Annotated in this window: 17 protein-coding genes; 12 read left to right on the forward strand and 5 right to left on the reverse strand. The window is 62.7% G+C overall.

Annotated elements, in window-relative coordinates:
* Positions 1-44 precede the first annotated feature (44 nt).
* A complete protein-coding gene (locus tag FDP25_RS13250) occupies positions 45-1856 on the forward strand; it encodes an ABCB family ABC transporter ATP-binding protein/permease (RefSeq protein ID WP_154152561.1) in 1812 nt (603 codons plus the stop codon).
* Positions 1857-1919: 63 nt separating this feature from the next.
* Positions 1920-3512 (forward strand): exosortase E/protease, VPEID-CTERM system, encoded by a 1593-nt coding sequence (gene xrtE, locus FDP25_RS13255; protein WP_246175840.1) that lies wholly within the window; start codon positions 1920-1922, stop codon positions 3510-3512.
* Positions 3513-3515: 3 nt separating this feature from the next.
* On the opposite strand, the gene FDP25_RS13260 is transcribed toward xrtE, so the two are convergent.
* The 3 genes from FDP25_RS13260 to FDP25_RS13270 all read right to left on the reverse strand — a co-directional run bounded on the left by FDP25_RS13260 (position 3516) and on the right by FDP25_RS13270 (position 9011).
* The gene (locus FDP25_RS13260; protein ID WP_246175841.1) at positions 3516-3767 is read right to left on the reverse strand and encodes a VPEID-CTERM sorting domain-containing protein; all 252 of its coding nucleotides are present in this window, start codon (positions 3765-3767) and stop codon (positions 3516-3518) included.
* A 208-nt stretch (positions 3768-3975) separates the two neighbouring features.
* Positions 3976-7785 carry an efflux RND transporter permease subunit gene (locus tag FDP25_RS13265; RefSeq protein ID WP_154152564.1) on the reverse strand — a complete coding sequence of 1270 codons (3810 nt, stop codon included), beginning with the start codon at positions 7783-7785 and terminating at the stop codon, positions 3976-3978.
* Positions 7782-9011, reverse strand: a complete 1230-nt coding sequence (locus FDP25_RS13270) for an efflux RND transporter periplasmic adaptor subunit (protein ID WP_154152567.1) — start codon at positions 9009-9011, stop codon at positions 7782-7784. The genes FDP25_RS13265 and FDP25_RS13270 overlap by 4 nt, the downstream gene beginning before the upstream one ends.
* A gap of 231 nt (positions 9012-9242) precedes the next feature.
* Here FDP25_RS13270 and FDP25_RS13275 point away from each other — a divergent pair, with 231 nt between their 5' ends.
* From FDP25_RS13275 to der, 3 genes are all read left to right on the forward strand, one after another.
* Entirely contained in the window at positions 9243-9926 is a 684-nt protein-coding gene (locus FDP25_RS13275) for a hypothetical protein (protein WP_343032052.1), read from the forward strand.
* Positions 9927-10000: 74 nt separating this feature from the next.
* Positions 10001-11311: a PQQ-like beta-propeller repeat protein gene (locus FDP25_RS13280; RefSeq protein ID WP_425500525.1), complete on the forward strand. Its 1311-nt coding sequence runs from the start codon at positions 10001-10003 to the stop codon at positions 11309-11311.
* Positions 11312-11360: 49 nt separating this feature from the next.
* Positions 11361-12830, forward strand: coding sequence for a ribosome biogenesis GTPase Der (gene der, locus FDP25_RS13285; protein ID WP_154152573.1), 1470 nt, complete (start codon positions 11361-11363; stop codon positions 12828-12830).
* Here der and FDP25_RS13290 read toward each other — a convergent pair.
* Positions 12827-13531 (reverse strand): hypothetical protein, encoded by a 705-nt coding sequence (locus tag FDP25_RS13290; protein ID WP_246175842.1) that lies wholly within the window; start codon positions 13529-13531, stop codon positions 12827-12829. The two genes, der and FDP25_RS13290, sit on opposite strands and share 4 nt — an antisense overlap.
* A gap of 157 nt (positions 13532-13688) precedes the next feature.
* Here FDP25_RS13290 and FDP25_RS13295 point away from each other — a divergent pair, with 157 nt between their 5' ends.
* Positions 13689-14687 (forward strand): fatty acid desaturase, encoded by a 999-nt coding sequence (locus FDP25_RS13295; protein ID WP_154152576.1) that lies wholly within the window; start codon positions 13689-13691, stop codon positions 14685-14687.
* Positions 14688-14778: 91 nt separating this feature from the next.
* On the opposite strand, the gene serS is transcribed toward FDP25_RS13295, so the two are convergent.
* Complete coding sequence (serS, locus tag FDP25_RS13300) at positions 14779-16071, reverse strand: serine--tRNA ligase (protein ID WP_154152579.1); 1293 nt, start codon at positions 16069-16071, stop codon at positions 14779-14781.
* A gap of 391 nt (positions 16072-16462) precedes the next feature.
* On the opposite strand from serS, the gene yajC reads away from it, so the two are divergent.
* From yajC to ccmB, 6 genes are all read left to right on the forward strand, one after another.
* Positions 16463-16744, forward strand: a complete 282-nt coding sequence (gene yajC / locus FDP25_RS13305) for a preprotein translocase subunit YajC (RefSeq protein ID WP_154152583.1) — start codon at positions 16463-16465, stop codon at positions 16742-16744.
* Between the two features lie 43 nt (positions 16745-16787).
* The gene (gene secD / locus FDP25_RS13310; RefSeq protein WP_154152586.1) at positions 16788-19421 is read left to right on the forward strand and encodes a protein translocase subunit SecD; all 2634 of its coding nucleotides are present in this window, start codon (positions 16788-16790) and stop codon (positions 19419-19421) included.
* Positions 19414-20166: a sulfite exporter TauE/SafE family protein gene (locus FDP25_RS13315; protein ID WP_154152589.1), complete on the forward strand. Its 753-nt coding sequence runs from the start codon at positions 19414-19416 to the stop codon at positions 20164-20166. Before secD ends, FDP25_RS13315 begins: the two co-directional genes overlap by 8 nt.
* A gap of 10 nt (positions 20167-20176) precedes the next feature.
* Positions 20177-20530 carry an Mth938-like domain-containing protein gene (locus FDP25_RS13320; protein ID WP_154152592.1) on the forward strand — a complete coding sequence of 118 codons (354 nt, stop codon included), beginning with the start codon at positions 20177-20179 and terminating at the stop codon, positions 20528-20530.
* Positions 20531-20596: 66 nt separating this feature from the next.
* Positions 20597-21214 (forward strand): heme ABC exporter ATP-binding protein CcmA, encoded by a 618-nt coding sequence (gene ccmA / locus FDP25_RS13325; protein WP_154152595.1) that lies wholly within the window; start codon positions 20597-20599, stop codon positions 21212-21214.
* Positions 21211-21867, forward strand: coding sequence for a heme exporter protein CcmB (ccmB, locus tag FDP25_RS13330; protein WP_343032053.1), 657 nt, complete (start codon positions 21211-21213; stop codon positions 21865-21867). The genes ccmA and ccmB overlap by 4 nt, the downstream gene beginning before the upstream one ends.
* Positions 21868-21875: the final 8 nt, after the last annotated feature.

The following is a 21875-nucleotide window of genomic DNA, read 5'->3' on the forward strand; positions in this document are numbered from 1 at the left end:
GTCGCGGCCTATCTGTGGACGGTATATTCAAGACAGGCCGATCCATGCGCCGCAACACCCTGACAACAACCGAAATGCCCGCCAATGGCTGGTCCACGATCCGCCGGGTCGTGCCTTACCTGTGGCCCGAGGGGCAGACATGGGTGAAGCGCCGCGTGGTTCTGGCATTGCTTACGCTTTTCTTCGCCAAGCTCGTGGCGGTGGGCACGCCCTATTTCTACAAGGCCGCCGTGGATGCGCTGGCGGGCGAGGGGCAAAACCCGGCCTGGATGCTGGGCGCGGGGGCCGTGGGCCTGACGGTGGCCTATGGCATGGCGCGTCTGATGAACGTGGGATTTCAACAGCTTAGGGACGTGATCTTTGCCCGCGTGGCACAACGTGCCCTGCGGCAACTTGCGCTTGAGACCTTCACGCATATTCACCGCATGTCCCTGCGCTATCACATCACCCGCAAGACCGGCGGCCTCAGCCGCATCATCGAGCGCGGGGTGAAAGGCGTCGAGTTCCTCTTACGGTTCCTGCTGTTTTCCATCGGGCCACTGGTGCTGGAATTGCTCTTGATCAGCATCGTCCTCTGGACGCTGTTCGATTTCTGGTATCTCGCGGTGGTCGTGGGGGTGATCGCCGCCTATGTGGGGTTCACCTTCAAGGTGACCGAATGGCGCGTGAAGCTGCGCAAGCGGATGAACGATCAGGACACCGACGCCAACCAAAAGGCCATCGACAGCCTGTTGAATTTCGAAACGGTCAAGTACTTTGGCGCCGAAGAGCGCGAGGCCTCGCGCTATGACGCGGCGATGGAGGGGTATGAGGCGGCGGCGCTGCAAACCTCCTATTCACTGGCGTTCCTGAATTTCGGGCAATCCCTGCTGATCACAAGCGGGTTGGTCGCGGTCATGGTGATGGCCGCACTCGGCGTGCAGAACGGCAGTTTGACCGTGGGGGACTTCGTCATGGTGAACGCCTACATGGTCCAGATCACCATGCCGCTGAACTTTCTGGGAACCGTGTATCGCGAAATTCGGCAATCCCTCGTTGATATGGGGGAAATGTTCGGATTGTTAGAACAAGCGCCGGATGTCGTGGATAAATCTGATGCCAAGGTTCTGAATGTTAAAGGTGGTGAGGTTCAGCTTGAGAGCGTGGAGTTTGGGTATAACCCCGAACGCCCGATCCTGAAAGGGGTCGATCTGCGCGTAGGCCCGGGGGAAACCGTGGCTGTGGTCGGGCCTTCGGGCTCGGGGAAATCCACCATCGGCCGGCTGCTTTTCCGGTTTTACGATGTGCAGGGCGGCGCGTTGCGGATCGACGGTCAGGACCTGCGCGACGTGACGCAGGACAGCCTGCACGCCGCCATCGGCGTGGTGCCGCAGGATACCGTGCTGTTCAACGATACCGTGGGCTATAACATTGCCTATGGTCGTGACGGGGCGACTCAGGCCGAGATCGAGGAGGCCGCCAAGGCCGCGCAAATCCATGACTTCATCCAAGGCCTGCCAGACGGCTACAATACACAGGTAGGCGAACGCGGCCTGAAACTCTCGGGCGGCGAGAAACAGCGCGTCGGCATTGCCCGGACCCTTCTCAAGAACCCGCCGATCCTGCTTCTCGATGAGGCGACAAGCGCGCTGGACACCGAGACCGAGCGTGACATCCAAGGCGCGCTGAAGCGTGCAGGTGAGGGGCGTACCGTCATCACCATCGCGCATCGTCTGTCCACGGTGGCCGATGCCGACCGGATCGTGGTGCTTGAAGAGGGCCGCATCGTCGAAGCGGGCACTCACGCGGATCTCTTGGCAAGACAGGGGCGCTATGCCGCTCTGTGGCGGCGCCAACAAGCGGACGAGGCGGCCTGACGACACCGTAATTTCCTTGCAATCTCCATCTTTTGACCACGGTCTGGGAACAGGGTGGCGCGCATGACACAAGTGGAGTCCTTCAAGATGCCGCAACGGGCGGTCTGGATCTGGATGCTATTCGCGGCGGAGCTGGTGGCGATCGTGGTTGCCTTTCAGGTTCTGGCCTCGGTCGAGTGCCGATTGACCAGCCTTGAGGTGGCCTGCCGCGGTTTGCGCGGTACCGTGGTGCGGACCATGTGCTTTGGCTGTATGGTGGGCATTTACCTTTGGGCACGATCTCCGGCCCGGCGTGACTTTGCGGCCATGGCCGCTTCGCAAGAGGCGGGCACGCCATGGATGATCCTGCACGCGGTTGGCCTCGGGGTGGCCTTCCTGCCGCTGCTTCTGGTGCCCCAGGCCGAGATGAACACGATGTTTGGCCTGATCTTCCCTGTGCTGGTGGCCGGTGGTGCCATGGCCGCAGTGGGAGGGCTTTTCTGGCTGGCGCGGCCCGGTGATTGGCGGGCATGGCTGCGACCGCGCTGGCGCGAGCTTCTGGGGCTGAGCGTGGTGGCTCTTGTACTGCCGGATGTCGCCGATTTGGTGGCGCCGCTGTGGTATTGGCAGGTGCTGACCGAGATCACCTTTTTTGGTGTGGCGGTCCTTCTGACGCTTCTGTCCGGTATGCCAGTGGTGAATCCCGAGGCCCAGATCATCGGCACCAACGGTTTTCTTGTAGCGGTGGCTGACAGCTGTTCGGGGATCGAGGGGTTTGCCCTGATTACGGCCTTTCTGGGGCTCTACGCCATGCTCTTTCGCGATACCCTGCGAATGGGGCGGTTCTGGCTGGTGGTCTGGCCGGTATCGATTTTCCTGAGTTGGCTTCTCAACGTGGTGCGGATTACCGTGTTGATCCTCATCGGCGCCCATGCCTCGCCCGAATTGGCCGTGAACGGCTTTCACAGTTTTGCAGGCTGGCTGTTTTTCACGGCTCTGGCCATCGGGGTCCTGATCGCGGTGAGCAAGCTTCGCTGGCTTCATAAAGAAGCGGCAGCCTGGGGTGCCACGCCCCTGTCACATGACGGTATGGCGGCCCGCATCCTGCCTTTCGTGGTTTTCATGCTGTCGGGGATCGTGGTGAATGCCTTCTGGCAGGCGCCCGAACTGGGCTATCCCTTGCAGGTTCTGGGCATGGCGGGGGCGCTTTGGTATGTACGCCGCCCTCTGAGAGCTTATTTCGCGCGGCCCTCTTGGTTGGCTCTGCTGGCGGGGCTTGCGATTGGGGTCGGGTGGGTCCTGATGGCCCCTGCGCCCGAAACGCCCGCGTCGGCGCTTACCGCACTCACGCCGGCGGTTTTCGCGGCTTGGGCGGCGGTACGCATCCTTGGCACGGTGGTTTTCGTGCCGCTGATCGAAGAGTTGTTTTTCCGCGGCTACCTGCAAACCCGGATCGACGATGGCACTTGGCCGCGCCGTATTCTGGCGATCGCCTTGTCTGCCGCGGCCTTTGCCCTGTTGCATGGCCGCTGGATCGAGGCCGGGGTTGCCGGGGTCATCTTTTCAGCGCTCTATATAAGGAAAGGGCGGCTGGCTGATGCCATAACCGCCCATGCCGTGGCCAATGCCCTGATCGCCGTTCTTGCCGCTTGGCGAGGCGATTGGACCTTGATCTGATGTTTACTGCGCGCGGCGGCGCTTGAGTTCCCACGCCAAGGCCAGAGTGGCCAGAACAGCCGCCAATGCCAGAAGGCCGGTCGAGGCATCGATTTCCGGAACCGCCGACGCGGTCGAGGTGTCTGTCGACGAGCCCGAAGAACCCGACCCCCAATTGTACCACGAATCCCACCAGCTATAGCTTTGGGCCGATGCCATTACAGTGGTGCTTGCATAGGCAAGAGCGGCAAGCGTGGATGTTTTAAGAAATTTCATGGTTACAGTCCCCAGATGTCTATCTTGTTTCATCATACACCAAATTCGAATTATGGCAAAAACTTGGTGCACGGTGACTCGGTTTGTTGCCAAACTGGAAACGCCTTGGGGCTCATCGTGAAATTGTACGGCGAAATGCGATAAAAATTCCCAATCCGCAGGGGATTGAGGCGAAAAGGTGGCCGTGTCCGGTGATTCGATACGGGGCTTATTCGGCCGCGCGTAGAGGGCGGCCGTTTTCGTCTTTTTCCATCCTTGATTTGTCGCGATCAGCGACCACGCTCTTGATGGCTTGGGCATCCGGCGCGCCGCCTTGCTCGTCCTCATACGCGCTCCAATCGCCATGCTCGCTCCACAGGATTTCGGGGGCCGGGGTATGGCCTGCGGCACGGTTGAGCGCCCAGTCCTGCGCGGCGCGGCTACTGCGCCCGAGCGAGAGCATAGCCAGACCCCGCGCGCCCCATTGTACATAGGTCGTTGCCCAGACCCGCAGCGCCAGCATTGAGGGTGTGAAAACCAGTGTCAGAACCGTCGCGATACCAAGGCCGAAAACCACCGCCGTGGCCAGTTGTTTCCACCACAGGGCAGTGGGCGAGTTGAAGGAATAGCCGCCGTTGATGAAATCAAGGCTCAGGCCGAACATCATTGGCGCAAGGCCCGCCATGGTGGTGATCGTGGTCAGCAACACGGGGCGAATGCGCGCCTCGGCGGTGCGGGTGATCGCATCGATCCGCGGCATGTAGCGGCTGTATTCCTGGTAGGTGTCGATCAGCACGATGTTGTTGTTCACCACGATCCCGGCAAGCGCGACAATCCCGGTGCCGGTCATGATGATCGAAAACGGCTGGTTCATCACCAGCATCCCGATCAGGACCCCGGTGGTCGAAAGCACAACTGCCAGCAGAACCAGAACTGCATTATAAACGCTGTTGAACTGCGCCAGAAGGATAATGAACATCAGCCCCAAGGCCCCGGCGAATGCCTTTTGCAGGAAGGCGCCGGATTCCTCCTGATCTTCCTGATCGCCGGTCCATTCATAGGAGACACTGGCGGGCAGAACCCCACTGTCCAACCATTCCGTCAAGACCTCGATGCGTTCGTTGGCGGTGATCGGCACATCGATGCTGTCGTCACCTTCTCCGGGAACGGTTTTGGTCAGCCCCTCTTTCACACCCGCCTTCACATCGAAATATCGGGTCTGGTCCACCCGGTCGATCTGGGCAAGTTTCTGCACCGGCTCGCGGGTGATGAAGTTGGACAGCGGCACAAGCCCATCCCCCGTGCGCACCTTGAGGGTGTCCAGCGTACTGAGAACGCGGTCTTTCTCGGGCAGGCGCACGCGGATGTCGATCTCTTCATCCGACGATGGCACCCGCATCGTATCAAGCAGGATCCCCCGCGTCACAAGTTGCACCATGGCCCCTACGGTGGCGACATCCGCACCATAGCGGCCCGCCTTTTCCACATCGACATTGATCTGCCAGTCGATCCCGGGCAGGGGCAGGGTATCTTCCACCAACGTCAGGCCACGCATGCCTTCGAACTGCTCCCGCGCGAGGCTTGTGGCCTCTTTCAACTCGTCCCAATTGTCGCCTTTCAGACGCAAATGCACCGGCTTGGCCGAGGCCGGGCCGCGGGCCTGTGCGAGGATCTCGATCTTGATGCCGGGGATTTGCTCCAGTTGCGCGGTCAACTCGTCGATGATCGTGTCACCGTCATAGGCTTCGGCACTCACCGCGCGCCGCACGGTATAGTCGATGACCGGAATGGTGAACCAGGCCTCGGTTTCGGTCGGGCGGTCTTCCCACGGGATGGTTTCAAGTTGCACCTGACCGATGGTATCCAAGGGGGGCTGCGCGCCGCCGGTATTGTTGTTCAGCCCGCCTTCACCCGCAAAGGCAAAGGCCGTTTCAACACCGGGGTGTTGCAGGACGATACGCTCCACCTGTTCGACCAGTTCATCTTTCTGATCAATCGACAGGTTGCCGCGCCCACGGACATAAACGATGGCCTGCTCGGGTTCGGATTCAACAAAGAACTCGGTGCCGTTGTTGTTGTTCACATAGTAGATCAGGACCGACCCGACGAGAACAAAGATCATCGCGAAGGCCACCAGCGGCATGACCGGGTTGGCGGCAATCGCATGTATGACCCAGCCAAAGGGGGACCGGCGATAGCCCGCTTTCACCCGGCCCGCCCGGTTTGGGAAAAGTTTGGATTTGGCCCATGCTATGGCGTTCCGGAATCGCCGGAAAATCGCCATCACGCCCAGAAGCAGCGCCACCACCCCGGCGATCGCCATGGCGGCCAGCGTCACGACGCCCAGCAGGATCATGAAAACCGTGGCCAATGTGGGGATGACCGATGTCACGATGCGGCCCGCGTCCATGTCGGCGAACTGGGCCGAGACATCGCCCAATAGCAGTGGGAGCACCGCTCCAGCGACAAAGACAGCCCCCGCCGCCACCGGGAAAAGCAGTATATGCCACAGCCAATACCCATCACCGATCTGCGAAATACGCGTGTTGAACCAGCGTTCCGTACGCCCCGTGACCCCGCCCATCACCGGCAAGTAGACCAATGCCACCAGAAGCGAGGCACTGAGAACGAAGATCAGCGTCACGGGCAACATCCCCATGAACTCACCCGGCACCCCCGGCCAGAACAGCATCGGCAGGAAGGCGCAAAGCGTGGTGGCCGTTGAACTGACCACCGGCCAGAACATCCGCTTGGCGGCTTCGACATAGGCGTGCATCGGGCCTTCACCCTCGGAAATCCGCTTGTCCGCGTATTCCACCACCACGATGGCCCCATCCACCAGCATCCCGACGGCAAGGATCAGGCCGAACATCACGATGTTCGAGACCGCGACACCCATCACCGCCAAAAGCGCAAAACACAACAGGAAGGACGTGGGGATGGCAAAGCCCACCAGAAGGGCCGGTCGGATGCCTAGCGCGGCCAGCGTCACGATCATCACCAGCGCGATAGCCGTCAGGACAGAGCCTTCAAGCTGTTTCACCATGGATTCCACGGTGCGCGATTGGTCGTTCGAGGTGCCGACGTCGACTGCCGCGCGCAGTTTGTCGGGCCAGTTCGCCTCGGCCTTGGCCACGGTCTCGCGCACCAAATCGGCGGTCTCGATGATGTTGAACCCTTTGCGTTTGACCACCTGCAAGGCAACGGTGTTCTCGTCGTTGAACCGCGCGGTGCCCTTGCGGTCTTCGAAGGTCAGGTTGATCCGCGCCAGATCGCCCAGTGTGACCACCCGGTCACCATTGGTTTTCACCGGCAGGTCATAGATGTCGCGGGTCTCGTCGAAGGATGACGGGATCTTGACGGAAAACGCCCCGCTTTCGGTCTCGACTTCACCGGCGGCGATCAGTTGGTTGTTGTTCTGGACCACATTGATCAATTCGCCCGCCGTGACGTTGTAGGCCTCAAGGCGCAGCGGGTCGATCACCACCTCGACCATCTCGTCGCGATTGCCCGCGATCCCGGCCTCCAGGATCGGCTCCAGCCCTTCCAGATCGTCCTGCAAATCCTTGGCCAGCCGCGCCATGGTACGTTCGGGGACATCGCCGGTCAGGTTCACGATGATGATCGGGAACTCGGAAAAATTGATCTCGTTGATGGTATATTTTTCCGCGCCCTCGGGAAACTTGGCCTCGGCCGCGTTCATCGCATCGCGGACATCGGCCATGATCTTGGTCTTGTCCCAGCCGAATTCGAATTCAAGGGCCACACCGGCATAGTTTTCCGCCGCAGTGCCGGTCATTTCCTTCAACCCATCGAGATCGGAAAGCTCGGTCTCCATCACCTTGACCAGCAGTTTCTCGCTATCCTCGGCGGAAATGCCGGGAAACTGCACCGAGACGAAAAGCGCCGGAATCTCGATATCCGGTTCGCCTTCCTTCGGCAGGCTGACATAGGCAAGACTGCCCGCCAGAATGGACAGCACGATAAACGCAACGACCATCCGCGCCCGGGCGGCGGCCCAGTCGACGATGCCGGTCATTGGCCCAACTCCTGATATGTCGGGTCAACCTTGACCCCATCGGTCACGTATTCCTGACCGATGGTGATGACATTCGCCGTATCAGGCAGGCCAGAGAGCCACACACCGTTGGGTGTGTCGCGCAGCAGGGAAACGGCGGCGAACCCGGCTTCGTTCTCGTTTGTCACCAACCGCACGCCCAACGTCCCCTCATCATTCAGGGTCAGCGCCGATTGCGGCAACAGGTGCGCTTTGGTGCCATCGGCGGCGATGGTGATCTCGGCGGTCTGGCCGTCGCGCAGGGTCAAATCGGGATTGGGCACCCGGATATCCACCCGGAAGGTACGGGTTGTCGGATCGGCCTTGCGCGACAGGAAGGTGACTTCGCCCTCCACACGCCCGCCCGAAGCCAGATCGGCCACCGCCAAGGCACCGGTTTCTACCCGCGAAACCTCGGTTTCAGGGACATACCCCACCAGCATCACGGGATCGAGTTGGATTACCGTGGCGCAAAGCCCGCCGGGTTGCAAAAGGCTGCCAAGTTCGGCGGTGTCTGTTTCCAGAAGCCCCGCGAATGGCGCAGTGATGGTCAGCCGCTCAATCTCTTTTTCCGCTGCCGCAACGGCGGCCTCGGCGGATTGGATGGAACTCCGCGTGGTCGCAAGGCCCGAGCGCGCGGTTTCCACCGCTGCTTGTGCTGAACTTACCGCGGCCTTGGTCGCGGCGACACGGGTTTCCGAGGCAAAGCCATCCTGCGAAAGCGCCTGCGCGGCGCGGTCGTTGATCTGTGCTTCTTCCAGACGCGACTGCGCCTCGGTCAGGCGCGCTCGGGCCTCGGGGACACGCGCCTGCGCTTCTGCAAGGCGTGCTTGCGCCTCGGCCAGCGTGGCATCCCGGGTGCCCGGGTCAATCCGACACAGCGTATCGCCTTCGTTGACCATGGTGCCCTTGCGCAGCGGTTCGGAAATCACCTGACCTGAGGTTTCAGCGCGCAGATCCACCTGCCGGAAGGCCTCGGTCTGGCCGCGCAGAACCACTGCACTGTCAATTTCGCGTGCTTCCGATCGGATCGCGACCACGCCCACGGTTTCGAATTCGGGCGCGGCCTCGGGGGTGGCCTCTTGCCCGACATCTGCCTGTGGCGCTTCGTCGCCGCCAAGCACGGCGGTGATCCGCTCGCGCTCGAAAACGAAGGCATAAATCATGCCAATCACCACGAGCGCGGCCAGAATAGGAAAAAGTCGCATCTATCAAACCTTCCGCACATGCAGGCAGGGCCGTGCAGTCTTTGCCGACCTTGCTACATGACATACGCTGAACTGTCCGGTTCAGATTAGCCGTTTCGACCTGATGCTTCAAGTCAGGCATTCCTGCAACCATGCAGGCTGGGCTGTGCGCAGGTGCTGTCATGTTGGCTGCCCCTTGGCAGGGGCGGGGCTTCGCGATAAGAGGGGGCAATATTCGCAAAGGGGGCGCGCGTGAGCGAGACCGACAGTTTTATCGACGAAGTGACCGAAGAGGTCCGGCGCGACCGCTTGTTTGGCATGATGAAGCGCTATGGCTGGATCGCGGCCCTTGCCGTGCTGCTGATCGTCGGCGGCGCGGCCTGGAACGAATGGCGCAAGGCGCAGGATCGCGCCGCTGCGGAAGCCTTCGGTGACTCGATCAAGACCGCGCTGGAACTGCCCGAGCGGGACGCCCGCGCCAAGGCGCTGGCCGCGATCGAAGCGCCCGATGCGGGCGGGCAGGCCGTGGTCGATCTGTTGGCCGCTGCCGAACTGGGCACCGCGAATGCCGCAGAGGCCGCCACCCGCCTTCTGGCCGTGGCCGACCGCGACGGGATCGAACCCGTCTACCGGCAGTTGGCCACGCTCAAGGCCGTGGCGTTGCCCGGCTCTGGCCTGTCGCCTGAGGACCGGCGCAATCGGTTGGATGGCCTTGCGCTCTCTGGTGGCCTCGTACGGCTTCTGGCCGAGGAACAACTGGCGATGATCGAGATCGAAACCGGCGATACATCCGCCGCGATCGACCGCCTGACTCAGGTGGCGCAGGATGCGCAGGCAACGGCGGGCTTGCGTCGGCGCGTTTCACAAGTGATTGTAGCCCTCGGTGGCGACCTGCCCGAAACCGGCTTTGCCGGTCAGGGCGGCACCGAAGGCTAAGGACCACCCGCGTGTCACCCAAGACCGCGAGTGAAAGGTTAGGAACGGGGGCGAAAGCGTTGAAATCCACAGCAATCTTTCTGGGACTTGCCGCAGTTGTGTCGCTCGCGGCGTGTGACAAACGCGAAGCCATCCTTCAGGGTGAGCGCGAGAATATCCGCTCGGTCCTCACCGATGAGGTGGCCGCGGCCACCGACGCGGTGCCGGAAAACCGTGCCCTGCCGTTGTCATTGCCCGCGACTCGCGCGAATGCCGACTGGCCACAGGCCATCGCGACCCCCGCCACCCGCACCGCGCATCCCGCGCTGGGGGCCAATCCGCAACGTATCTGGTCGGTCAACATTGGCTCCGGCGATGGTCGCCGCACCCGTATCACCGCTGATCCGGTGGTGGCCGGAGGCCGTGTCTTCACCCTCGATTCGCAGGCGCAGGTCACCGCGGTCAGCACCGCGGGCGAGGTCCTTTGGACAACCGACCTGACCCCGGCAAATGACAGGTCTTCGGATGCGTCGGGCGGCGGGCTCGCCTATGGCGACGGTAAGATCTTCGTCACTTCGGGCTTCGGTATGCTGACCGCGCTTGACCCCGCCACGGGGGCGCAAATCTGGCAACAGGACCTTGATGCCACCTCCACCGGCGCCCCGACCGTCCGCGATGGTCTTGTCTACCTCGTCGCGGGGGATGAAATCGCCTGGGCGGTGAATGCCGACACGGGCCGCATCGAATGGCGCCTAGGTGCCACGCCTGACATCAACAACGTGTTGGGCGGTCCGGCCCCGGCCGTGACCGACAAATATGCCGTCTTCGCATTTGGCGCGGGTGAATTGCAGGGCGCCTTCCGCAAGGGCGGTTTGCGCCTGTGGGATGCACAGGTCGCCGGCACGCGCGATGGATACTCCAGTGCTCTGGTCGACGACATCACCGGCGCGCCGGTGGTCGATGGGGAAACCATCTATGTCGGCAATCACTCGGGCCGCACCGTTGCCCTCAACATTGCCAATGGCGAACGCCTCTGGACCGCCAACGAAGGCCCGCTCGATCGCGTCTGGCCTGCGGGCGACTCGATCTTCATGGTCTCGGACCGCAATCAGCTTCTGCGCCTCTCCGCCGAAGACGGAAGCCGCATCTGGGCGCAAAACCTGCCGTTCTTCACCAAGAAGCGGCCGCGCCGTCAGACACAGATATTTGCCCACCACGGGCCGGTGATCGCGGGGGGCCAATTGATCGTGGCCTCCTCGGACGAAAAGCTGCGCTTTTTCGACCCGGTGAACGGTGCGCTGCGCCGCGCGGTGGACCTGCCCGGTGGGGCCACCTCGAACCCGGTGGTCGCGGGGCGCACGCTTTATGTCGTGTCGAAGAAGGGGCAATTGCACGCTTTCCGTTGACGCGTCGATGCTGTAACAGGGCGGCTTGATCCGCTCCGGAGCCTGAACCATGAGTTTCACCCTTGCCATCGTGGGCCGCCCGAACGTGGGCAAATCCACGTTGTTCAACCGCCTTGTCGGCAAACGTCTGGCCTTGGTCGATGACCAGCCCGGGGTCACGCGCGACCTGCGCGAAGGTGAGGCGCGCTTGGGTGACCTGCGGTTCACCGTCATTGACACCGCCGGCCTTGAAGAAGCGACAGACGAGTCGCTTCAGGGCCGGATGCGGCGGCTGACCGAACGCGCGGTGGATATGGCCGATGTTTGCCTCTTCCTGATCGACGCCCGCGCCGGGGTGACCCCCAGTGACGAGGTCTTCGCCGATATCCTGCGCCGTCGCGCCGATCACGTGATCCTTGCCTGCAACAAGGCCGAAGGCAGCGCCGCCGATGCCGGTGTCTACGAATCCTATGGCCTTGGCCTTGGCGAGCCGGTGCGCCTGAGCGCCGAACACGGCGAGGGCCTCAACGAGCTTTACACGCTTCTCGCGCCGGTGGCCGAAACCTTCGAGGCCCGTGCCGCCGCCGATGCCCCCGAGGTCGAAGTGGATGTGAACGAGGACGGCGAGGTTGACGCCGACGCGCCCCGCAAACCCACTGTCGACAAACCCTTGCAAGTGGCCGTGGTGGGGCGTCCCAACGCGGGGAAATCCACCCTGATCAACAAGATTCTGGGCGAAGATCGCCTGCTGACAGGCCCCGAGGCCGGGATCACCCGTGACTCCATCTCGCTGACGCTGGATTGGGACGGGATGCCGACCCGGATCTTCGACACCGCCGGGATGCGCAAACGCGCCAAGGTGCAGGACAAGGTTGAAAAATTGTCCGTCGCCGACGGCTTGCGGGCCGTGAAGTTCGCCGAGGTGGTGGTGGTCCTGCTCGACGCCGCCATCCCGTTTGAGCAACAAGACCTGCGCATCGCCGACCTTGCCGAGCGCGAGGGCCGCGCCGTGGTGCTGGCCGTCAACAAGTGGGACGTGGAAACCGAGAAACAGCAAAAGCTGCGCGACTTGCGCGAAGCCTTCGAGCGCCTGCTTCCGCAACTGCGTGGCGCGCCCTTGGTCACGGTGTCGGCCAAGACGGGCCGGGGGCTGGACCGCCTGCGCGCGGCGGTGGAAAAAGCGCATGATGTCTGGAACACCCGGATTTCCACCGCGCAACTGAACCGCTGGCTTACCGGTATGGTCGAGGCGCACCCGCCCCCCGCACCGGGCGGGCGGCGGATCAAGCTGCGCTATATGACACAGGCCAAGACGCGCCCGCCTGGGTTCGTTGTGATGTGTTCGCACCCCGACAAGCTGCCCGAAAGCTATTCACGCTACCTGGTCAACGGGTTGCGGGAAGATTTCGACATGCCGGGCACGCCGATCCGGCTGCACATGCGCTCGCAATCGTCCAAGAACCCCTACAAGAACAAGAAGAAATCAACGCCTTCCCGTTTGCGAAAGCATATCCACGGGCGCGGTGGGGCGCAGGGTTAAGCGGGACGCACGCGCAGGGCGGTGACCACCAAAACGGCGATTCCACCTGCGCATAGCACCAGCACAGCGACATTGGATGTGCCTAGATTGGCCACGATGACGCCGATCAAAGCCCAGATGACCGCGCCTGCATATTCCGGGGCATCGCGGCGCAGCATCGTCACCACCAAGGATATAACTAGGGCCAGCACGATCATCGCCAACGCTGCTAGTTGTGCATTGATGATTCCATGCCCGGCCAGCATCAGCCCCAAGGCCACGCAGGAGGCCGCCGTCAGCCACCCGGCATAAAGCGCAATCGGCGTACGCATCCATATCCTGTCCGCCGCGCCCGCACTGAGCAGCGCCCAAAGGGCGGTGACCAGCATCCCCCAGATCAGCACCGTGGCCCAAAACGGTGACATCTGCGCCACCGGAATCCATGCCGCGCCAATCACGAGACTTGCGATCAAGGGCCAGCGCATCGCGTCCCAGTCCGCCGCCTCGGCGCGTTTCAGCAGGCCAAAGATGGCTCCCGCGATGAGCCAAAGGTAAATCACCCCCCAAATGGCAAAGGCATAACCCGCTGGCTGTACTGGCGGGTCGACTTGCGGGATCGGGAATTGATCGGGACGAAAACCGGCAAACCCATCCGTCATCAAGGGGGACAGGGCAAAGGCCATGGCGGCGGTCACAACGAAGATGGCTTTCATCCGTTCCATGAATGTCATTTGGGCCGCGCTTTGCCCATGGTCAATGCCAAGACGTGATTATTCCCGCTATGCGGGTCTTGCCCCGTCGTCAAAGCGACACATCTGGTGTGTTAGGCCGATGTATTGAAGGGCCTGTCCCATGGTTTCCAATTGCACGAGGCATGCCATGACCGCCAATGAAATCAAAACCCATACCCGCAATTTCGCCCGCAAAAGCGATGCCTTGGGGGCATTCTCGCTGTTGGGCACGTTCGCCACATACATGGCCGCGCTCTGGACCGGGGCGACCTACGTCACCAACCCGCTGATCGCGATCCCGATGGTCGTGGTCCTCGCCTTCGCCTCGGTGCGGCTATACGTTTTGCAACATGACTGCGGGCATTATTCCCTGTTCGCCACGCGCCGCTTGAACGATTGGGCCGGACACCTTCTGTCGCTGCCCTCGCTCACGCCCTACCGGGTGATGCAGTACAATCATAACCTGCACCACGCCTACCTTGGAAATCTCGACCACCGCGAGACGACCGAGGTCTATACAATGACCCTTGCGGAATGGCAGGCCGCGCCTTGGCGGCGGCGGCTTTGGTACAGGCTCTATCGCAACCCTGTCCTGATGCTGGGGCTGGGCGGGGTTTACGCCTATTTCATCGCCTACCGCTGGCCGGTGAATACCCGCAAGGTGGGCGTCTTAGGGGTGGTGCTGCATAACATCGCGGTTTTGGGCTATGTCGCAACGATCTGGTGGGCGTTTGGCTCGGCAGGGCTGGCCATCTGGGCCGCAAGCGCGGTTCTGGCAGGTGCCATCGGGGTCTTTCTCGTCTACCTGCAACATAATTTCGAGGACACCTACTGGGACCGCAAACCCGATCTGGATTTCCACAAGGCCACGTTGGACGGGTCAAGCTCCCTCGACCTGGGCTGGCTGTGGGACCTTGGCACCGGCAATATCGCCTATCACGACCTGCACCACTTCAACCCCGGCGTCCCATCATACCGCTTGCGGGCCTGCCAAAAGGCGCTACCCATGCACCTGCGCCCGCATGAGCCCATTCGCTGGCCCGAGGCGTTGCGCGCGTTCCGCCTGAAGCTTTGGGATGAGGAGGCGGAGCGCTTGGTGCCTTTCCCGAAGAGCCGCGAGGACCAGCACACCGTACCGGCGGAATGAGCTGGGGCAGGGGGCTTTGCCCCCCTACGTTGAAAATCCCCGGATTTTCAACGCTCCCCCCAGGATATTTTTAAAAAGAAGAAGCGGCCTGTCAGGCCAACTCCCCTTCGGCGGTGAGCTTGGTCTTGCCGCGCAGGTAGGGGTGCAGAACTTCGGGCAGGGCGACCGAGCCATCGGCCTGCTGGCCGTTTTCCAGCACCGCAATGAGGCAACGCCCCACCGCAAGGCCCGAGCCGTTGAGCGTGTGCAGGAATTGCGGCTTGCCGCCGCCCTCGGGCTTGAAACGGGCGTTCATCCGGCGGGCCTGAAAGTCACCGCAGACCGAGACCGAGGAAATCTCGCGGTACGTGTCCTGCCCGGGCAACCAGACCTCGATGTCATGGGTGCGCCGCGCGCCAAACCCCATGTCGCCGGTGCACAGCACGATGGTCCGGTACGGCAGGCCGAGCTTTTCAAGGATGCCCTGCGCACAGTCGGTCATCCGGTCCAGCTCGCCGCGGCTGTGATCGGGGTGGGTGATCGAGACCATCTCGACCTTTTCGAACTGGTGCTGGCGCAGCATGCCCGCCGTGTCCTTGCCCGCGCTGCCCGCTTCCGAGCGGAAACACTGGGTATGGGCCACGAAGCGCTTGGGAAGGCTGCCCTCCTCGACGGTCTCGCCATTGACGATATTGGTCAGCGGCACCTCGGCCGTGGGCACCAGCCACCAGCCGTTCGTGGTCTGATAGCTATCCTCGCCGAACTTGGGCAATTGGCCGGTGCCGTACATCATGTCATCGCGCACTAGGACGGGTGTCCATGTCTCGGCCAGCCCGTTTTCCTCGACATGCGTATCAATCATGAACTGCGCCAGGGCCCGGTGAATCCGCGCCACCGCGCCCTTGAGCACCACGAAACGCGACCCCGAGAGTTTCGCGGCCAGTTCGAAATCCATGCCCGGTTTCACACCGTCCAGCTCGAAATGCTCTTTCGGCGTATAATCGAACACCTTGGGCGTGCCCCAGCGGTGAATTTCGACGTTATCTTCTTCGTCGTCGCCGTCGGGGATGTCGTCCATCGGCAGGTTGGGCAGACCCATCAGCATATCGGTGAGCTTTTGGTCCAGCTCCTTGGCCTCACCCTGCATCGCGGCCACCTCGGCCTTTTTCTCGCCCACGAGCGCGCGCAGCCGTTCAAACGCCTCCTCGTCGCCCTTGGCCTTGGCGGCGCCGACCTCCTTGGAGGCCTTGTTCTGCTCGGCCTGTGCGGTCTCGGCGGCAAGGATTTTGGCGCGCCGCGCCTCGTCCAGCTCAAGAATGGGGGCCGAGGCCCCGTCCACCCCACGGCGGGCCATGGCGGCGTCAAAAGCTGCGGGGTTTTCACGGATCGCGCGGATATCGTGCATGGGTCTTGTCCTTGAACCTCTGAGTCGTCGCCCGCCTTATGCACCAGATTTTTGATGAGGTGTAGGGTGTGCGTCATGCCGGCGCAGAGGAGCCGCCCTTTGGGGGGGCTAGGTCGCCGATAAGCCACTGAGGCCAGAATCGCGGGCTGTGCCACATCCCCGCGGAGCATTGTCGTGTGTCGCCGCCCCTTTGGGGCGCTTTCATCAATCCCCCGCAACCTAACCACGAAAACCGCCTCGCGCCCACCCTCGCAACCGTACCGACGCGATACCGACGTTTTACCGACGTCAAACCGACGCGGTTTTCGCACCTTGCAAATACCCCGCCCCGCCCATAGTTTCCGCCACAATCCGGCGGCAGCTCCGCCCCTATGAATTAAGGACACATCCCATGGAAGCCATTGGCCAGTTCATCCCCCTCATCCTGATTTTCTTCATCATGTACTTCCTGCTGATCCGTCCGCAGCAGAAGAAACTCAAGGAACATCAGGCCATGGTCGAGGCCCTGCGCCGGGGCGATCAGGTGGTCACCCAGGGGGGGCTGATCGGCAAGGTCTCGAAGGTCAAGGATGGCGACGAGATCGAGGTCGACCTGGCCGAGGGCGTGCGCGTCCGCGTTGTCAAATCCACCATCGCCCAAGTGTTGTCGAAGACCGAGCCGGCAGAGGGCTGACAGGCCCTTTCCCCATCTCTCAACTTATTGAAAAGGCAGGATAATGCTGCAAATCGACCTGTGGAAACGTGTGGTGATCTGGGGCCTCGTGGCGCTTGGTTTGCTGTTGGCCCTGCCCAATGCCTTTTACCCGCGGGTTGAGCGGTACAACGATGCCACGGCGGCCATCGAGGCCGGGGTGGAAGACCCGCAAGTGATGGAAGATTCTGGCCTCTGGCCCGATTTCCTGCCGTCTGATCTGGTCAATCTGGGGCTGGATTTGCGCGGTGGGGCGCATTTGCTGGCCGAGGTGCAGGTCGAGGATGTCTATGCCGCGCGAATCGAATCCATGTGGCCCGAGGTGCGTGACCTGCTGCGTGAAGAGCGCGATCGTGTCGGCCCCATTCGCCTGCAACCCACTGAAAACGCGGAGCTTCGCGTGCGTCTGGTCGAGGGGGCCGAGGAGGTCTCTTATGCCGCCTCGCTGGTGCGCGGCCTTGCCCGCCCGGTGACCAGCCTCACGGGGGCCGGGGCCTCGGACATCGACGTGACCACGCAGGGCGCCGACATCATCGTGCGCCTGTCCGAGGCCGAGCAACGCGCCACTGACGAGCGTACCGTCCGCCAAGCCCTTGAAATCATTCGCCGTCGGATCGACGAGGTCGGCACGCGGGAACCCAACATTCAACGCCAAGGCGCCGACCGTATCCTGATCCAGGTGCCGGGCATCGGCAGCGCCGCGGAGTTGAAAGACATCATCGGCACCACCGCGCAGCTGACCTTCCAACCGGTGGTCAGCCGCACGCAGAACGCCGACGAACGCCCCGGCGCGGGCAACGAGGTTCTGCCAGCCCTCGATCAGGAGGGGCTTTATTACATCCTCGAAAAGGCCCCGGTGGTGACCGGCGAGGAACTGACCGACGCACAGCCCGATTTCGATCAGAACGGACGCCCCGCCGTGTCCTTCCGCTTCAACCCGGGCGGCGCGCGCAAGTTCGGCGATTACACGGCGGAAAACATCGGCAACCCCTTTGCCATCGTGCTGGATGGCGAGGTGGTCAGCGCCCCGGTGATCCAAAGTCACATTCCCGGTGGTTCGGGGATCATCACCGGCAATTTCACCGTCGAGGAAAGCACCAACCTTGCCGTGCTCCTGCGTGCCGGGGCCTTGCCAGCCGGGCTTGAGTTTCTCGAAGAACGCACCATCGGCCCGGAACTCGGCGCTGACAGCATCGAGGCCGGACAGATTGCCTGTATCGTGGCCTTCGTTCTGGTGCTGGTCTTCATGGTGGCCAGCTATGGCACCTTTGGGGTTTTCGCCAATATCGCCCTGATCATCAACGTCGGGTTGATCTTCGGCCTGCTCAGCATGATCGGCGCGACGCTGACCCTGCCGGGGATTGCCGGGATCGTGTTGACCATCGGGATGGCGGTGGACGCCAACGTGCTGGTCTTCGAGCGGATTCGCGAAGAACTGAAATCGGCCAAAGGGCCGGCACGGGCCATCGAACTGGGGTATGAAAAGGCGCTGAGCGCGATTGTCGATGCCAATATCACCACGCTGATCACAGCCGTGATTCTTTTGATCATGGGGTCTGGCCCGGTGCAGGGCTTTGCCTGGACGCTGATGATCGGGATTTTCACGTCCGTGTTCACGGCACTCTTCGTCACGCGCCTGATCATTGTCATCTGGTTTGAACGTAAACGCCCCAAAACCGTGCTTCAGGGCCGTGCCCTGCGCCTGGTTCCCGAAAGCACAAGCTGGGATTTTTTCCGCCGGTGGAAGGTGTCATTGGGTGTCTCGGCTGTCCTGATCGTGATCGCGGCAGGCTCCTTCATGCTGCAAGGTCTGAACTTCGGGATCGATTTCCGGGGTGGCACCACGGTACGTACGGAAAGCGCCCAACCCATCGACATCGGCCAGTATCGCGACGCGATCCAGCCACTGGACCTGGGTGACATTTCCATCACCGAGGTTTTCGACCCCACCTTCGGCCCCGAGCAAAACGTTTCGATGATCCGCATCCAGGCCCAGGAGGGACAGGAGAGCGTCAGCGCCGAGGTCGTGGCCAGTGTCGAGGCCGCGCTGCAACAGGCGGTGCCGGATATCGAGTTCACCTCGGTCGAATCCGTCGGCCCCAAGGTCTCGGGTGAGTTGATCAATGCCGCCATCATCGCGGTCTCGCTCGCCATCGGGGCGGTGCTTGTCTACATCTGGTTGCGGTTCGAATGGCAGTTTGCCGTGGGGGCCGTGGCCGCGCTTGTGCATGACGTGGTGCTGACCATCGGGATATTCTCGGAACTGCAAATTCAGTTCGATCTTGCCATCATCGCCGCGCTTCTGACCATCGTGGGCTATTCGCTCAACGATACGGTGGTGGTCTTCGACCGGGTGCGCGAGAACCTGCGAAAGTACAAGAAAAAGCCGCTGTCCGAGGTGCTGAACCTCTCGATCAACGAAACCCTCAGCCGAACGATGATGACCTCGGTCACCACCCTCCTGGGGCTGCTGGCGCTCTATATGCTGGGGGGCGACGTGATCCGTGGCTTCGTTTTTGCGATGATCTGGGGCGTGGTGGTCGGCACCTATTCCTCGGTCTTCGTGGCCAGCACCATTTTGCTTTGGCTCGGGGTCAAGCGTGACTGGTCCAAGCCCGACGCCAACGCCGGGAACCAGTTTGCCAACGTGGATGCCTGATGCCCTGATCACGGCCGGGGCCACCCCCGGCCTGATCTTCCTGATGCTTGCCATCGGCGTGGCGGGTATCGTGCGGGGCTTTACCGGGTTCGGGACGGCGCTGATCTTCGTGCCTGTCGCGGGAATATTCTTGCCGCCCGCCGTGGTCATCGGGGTGATGGTCATCACCGGCATCTTCAGCACTGGCGCCCTGCTGCCCCGCGCATGGGGGCAGGCCAGCCGCGCCGAGGTGGGGCTTCTGGCACTGGCCGCGCTGATCACGGTGCCCTTGGGTATCTGGCTTCTGGAGCGGCTGGATGGCCTGACCATCCGCTGGATCGTGGCGGGCGTTGCGGGGCTTACACTGACGGCCCTGATCTCGGGCTGGCGCTTCTCGGGCCGGGTCTCGCGCCCGGGGCTTGCGGGCATCGGCGGCGCGGCGGGGGTCGTGGGTGGCCTGACGGGCCTGACCGGGCCGGTGGTGATCCTCTTCTATCTTGCCGGTCAATCGGCGGCCCAGACGGTGCGCGCCAATACCATCCTGTTCCTTGCCGCGCTCGACGTGGTGATCGCCGTCAATCTTTTCCTGCGCGGCTCCATCGCATGGGAAACCCTCTGGCTGGCCCTGATCCTTGCGGTGCCCTATTTTACCACCACGATGATCGGCCAATCGCTGTTTGACCCGCACCGTGAGCGTCTGTACCGATGGGCCGCCTATGGCGTGATCGGCCTTGCGGTGCTGACCGGCCTGCCGATCTGGGAATAAGGGGGCTGCCATGCAACTCAACGAGATGAGCTTTGAAAACGCGACACCCATCGAGGGCTACGGCCCGGGCTTCTTTCGCGTTGGCGGCGGGATGATCGAAGGCGCGGCACTGGTCACCGTGCATGGTGCGCGGGGCTGGGGCGGCTATGACGACACCGCGCCGCTGTTGGAACTGGCGGAAGAGGTCGACGTGATCTTCATCGGCACCGGGGCCGAAACCGCGCATGTGCCGCCCGCCTTCCGCGATACATTGGAAGAGGCGGGCCTCGGGGTCGAGGCGATGAACTCCCCCGCCGCCTGCCGTACATACAACGTGCTTCTTTCCGAAGGCCGCCGGGTCGCCCTCGCGGCGCTTGCGGTCTGAGAATATTCACCACGGCTTGATTTAGGTCACTTTCCGCCGCCGCACCTTTGGGGTAGGGACATCTGCATGGGATTGAATGTATCCGACCTCACCATCGCGCGCGGCGGGATCAAGGTGCTCGAAGGCATCGGCCTCCGGCTTGAGCCCGGTCAGGCACTTGTCCTGCGCGGCCCAAACGGGGTGGGCAAGACAACCCTTCTGCGCACCATCGCCGGGCTGCAACCACCCCATTCCGGGCAGGTCGAAGCAGACCCCGAAACGCTGGTTTATGCAGGCCACGCCGATGGTCTCAAACCCACCCTGACGGTCGAGGAAAACCTGACCTTCTGGGCGCGGGTCTTTTGCACTCCCGATATTGACCCCGCCATAGACGCCTTTCAGCTCGACGCCCTGCGCACCCGCCCCGCCGGGGCCCTGTCGGCAGGCCAGAAGCGTCGCCTCGGGCTGGCGCGCCTTCTTGTCACCGGGCGGCCCATCTGGATTCTGGACGAACCCACCGTGTCGCTGGATGTCGAGGCGGTGCAAATGTTCGCGGACACGATCCGCAGCCATCTGGGGCAGGGGGGCTCGGCGCTCATCGCCACCCATATCGACCTTGGCCTGCCCGATGCGCAAATCCTTGATGTCGGCCCCTTCCGCGCCCGCGCCATGGACCCCGAAGACTTTGACGAGGCTTTCCTGTGATCGCGCTGCTGACCCGAGATTTGAAACTCGCCATGCGCGCGGGCGGGGGCTTTGGCCTCGGCCTTGCGTTTTTCCTGATCGTGGTCACGCTGGTCCCCTTCGGCGTCGGCCCGCAATCCGAGCTTCTGGCCAAGATCGCGCCGGGTATCCTCTGGCTGGGTGCGCTTCTGGCCTGCCTGCTGTCGCTGGATCGCATCTTTGCACTGGATTGGGAGGACGGAAGCCTCGACCTGCTGGCCACCTCGCCCTTGCCGATGGAGGGCATCGTCACCGTCAAGGCGCTGGCCCATTGGCTGACCACCGGCCTGCCGCTGGTCCTTGCCGCGCCGCTGTTCGGCCTGCTGCTCAGCCTGCCCCCCGCAGGTTACGCTCCGCTTGTCCTGTCGTTGCTGCTGGGCACCCCGGCGCTCAGCGTGATCGGCACCTTCGGCGCGGCGCTCACCGTGGGCCTGAAACGCGGTGGCCTGCTTCTGTCGCTGCTTGTCCTGCCGCTTTACGTGCCCACATTGATCTTCGGGGCCGAGATGGCCCGCCGGGGTGTCGAGGGCCTTGAGACCACAACGCCGCTCCTGATGCTGGCCGGCATCACCTGCGGCACCATCGCGCTTTTGCCTTTCGCCTCCGCTGCGGTATTGAAGGTCAACCTGCGCTAGCCAACGGG

It is taken from the genome of Roseovarius bejariae (assembly GCF_009669325.1).
Lineage (GTDB): Bacteria > Pseudomonadota > Alphaproteobacteria > Rhodobacterales > Rhodobacteraceae > Roseovarius > Roseovarius bejariae.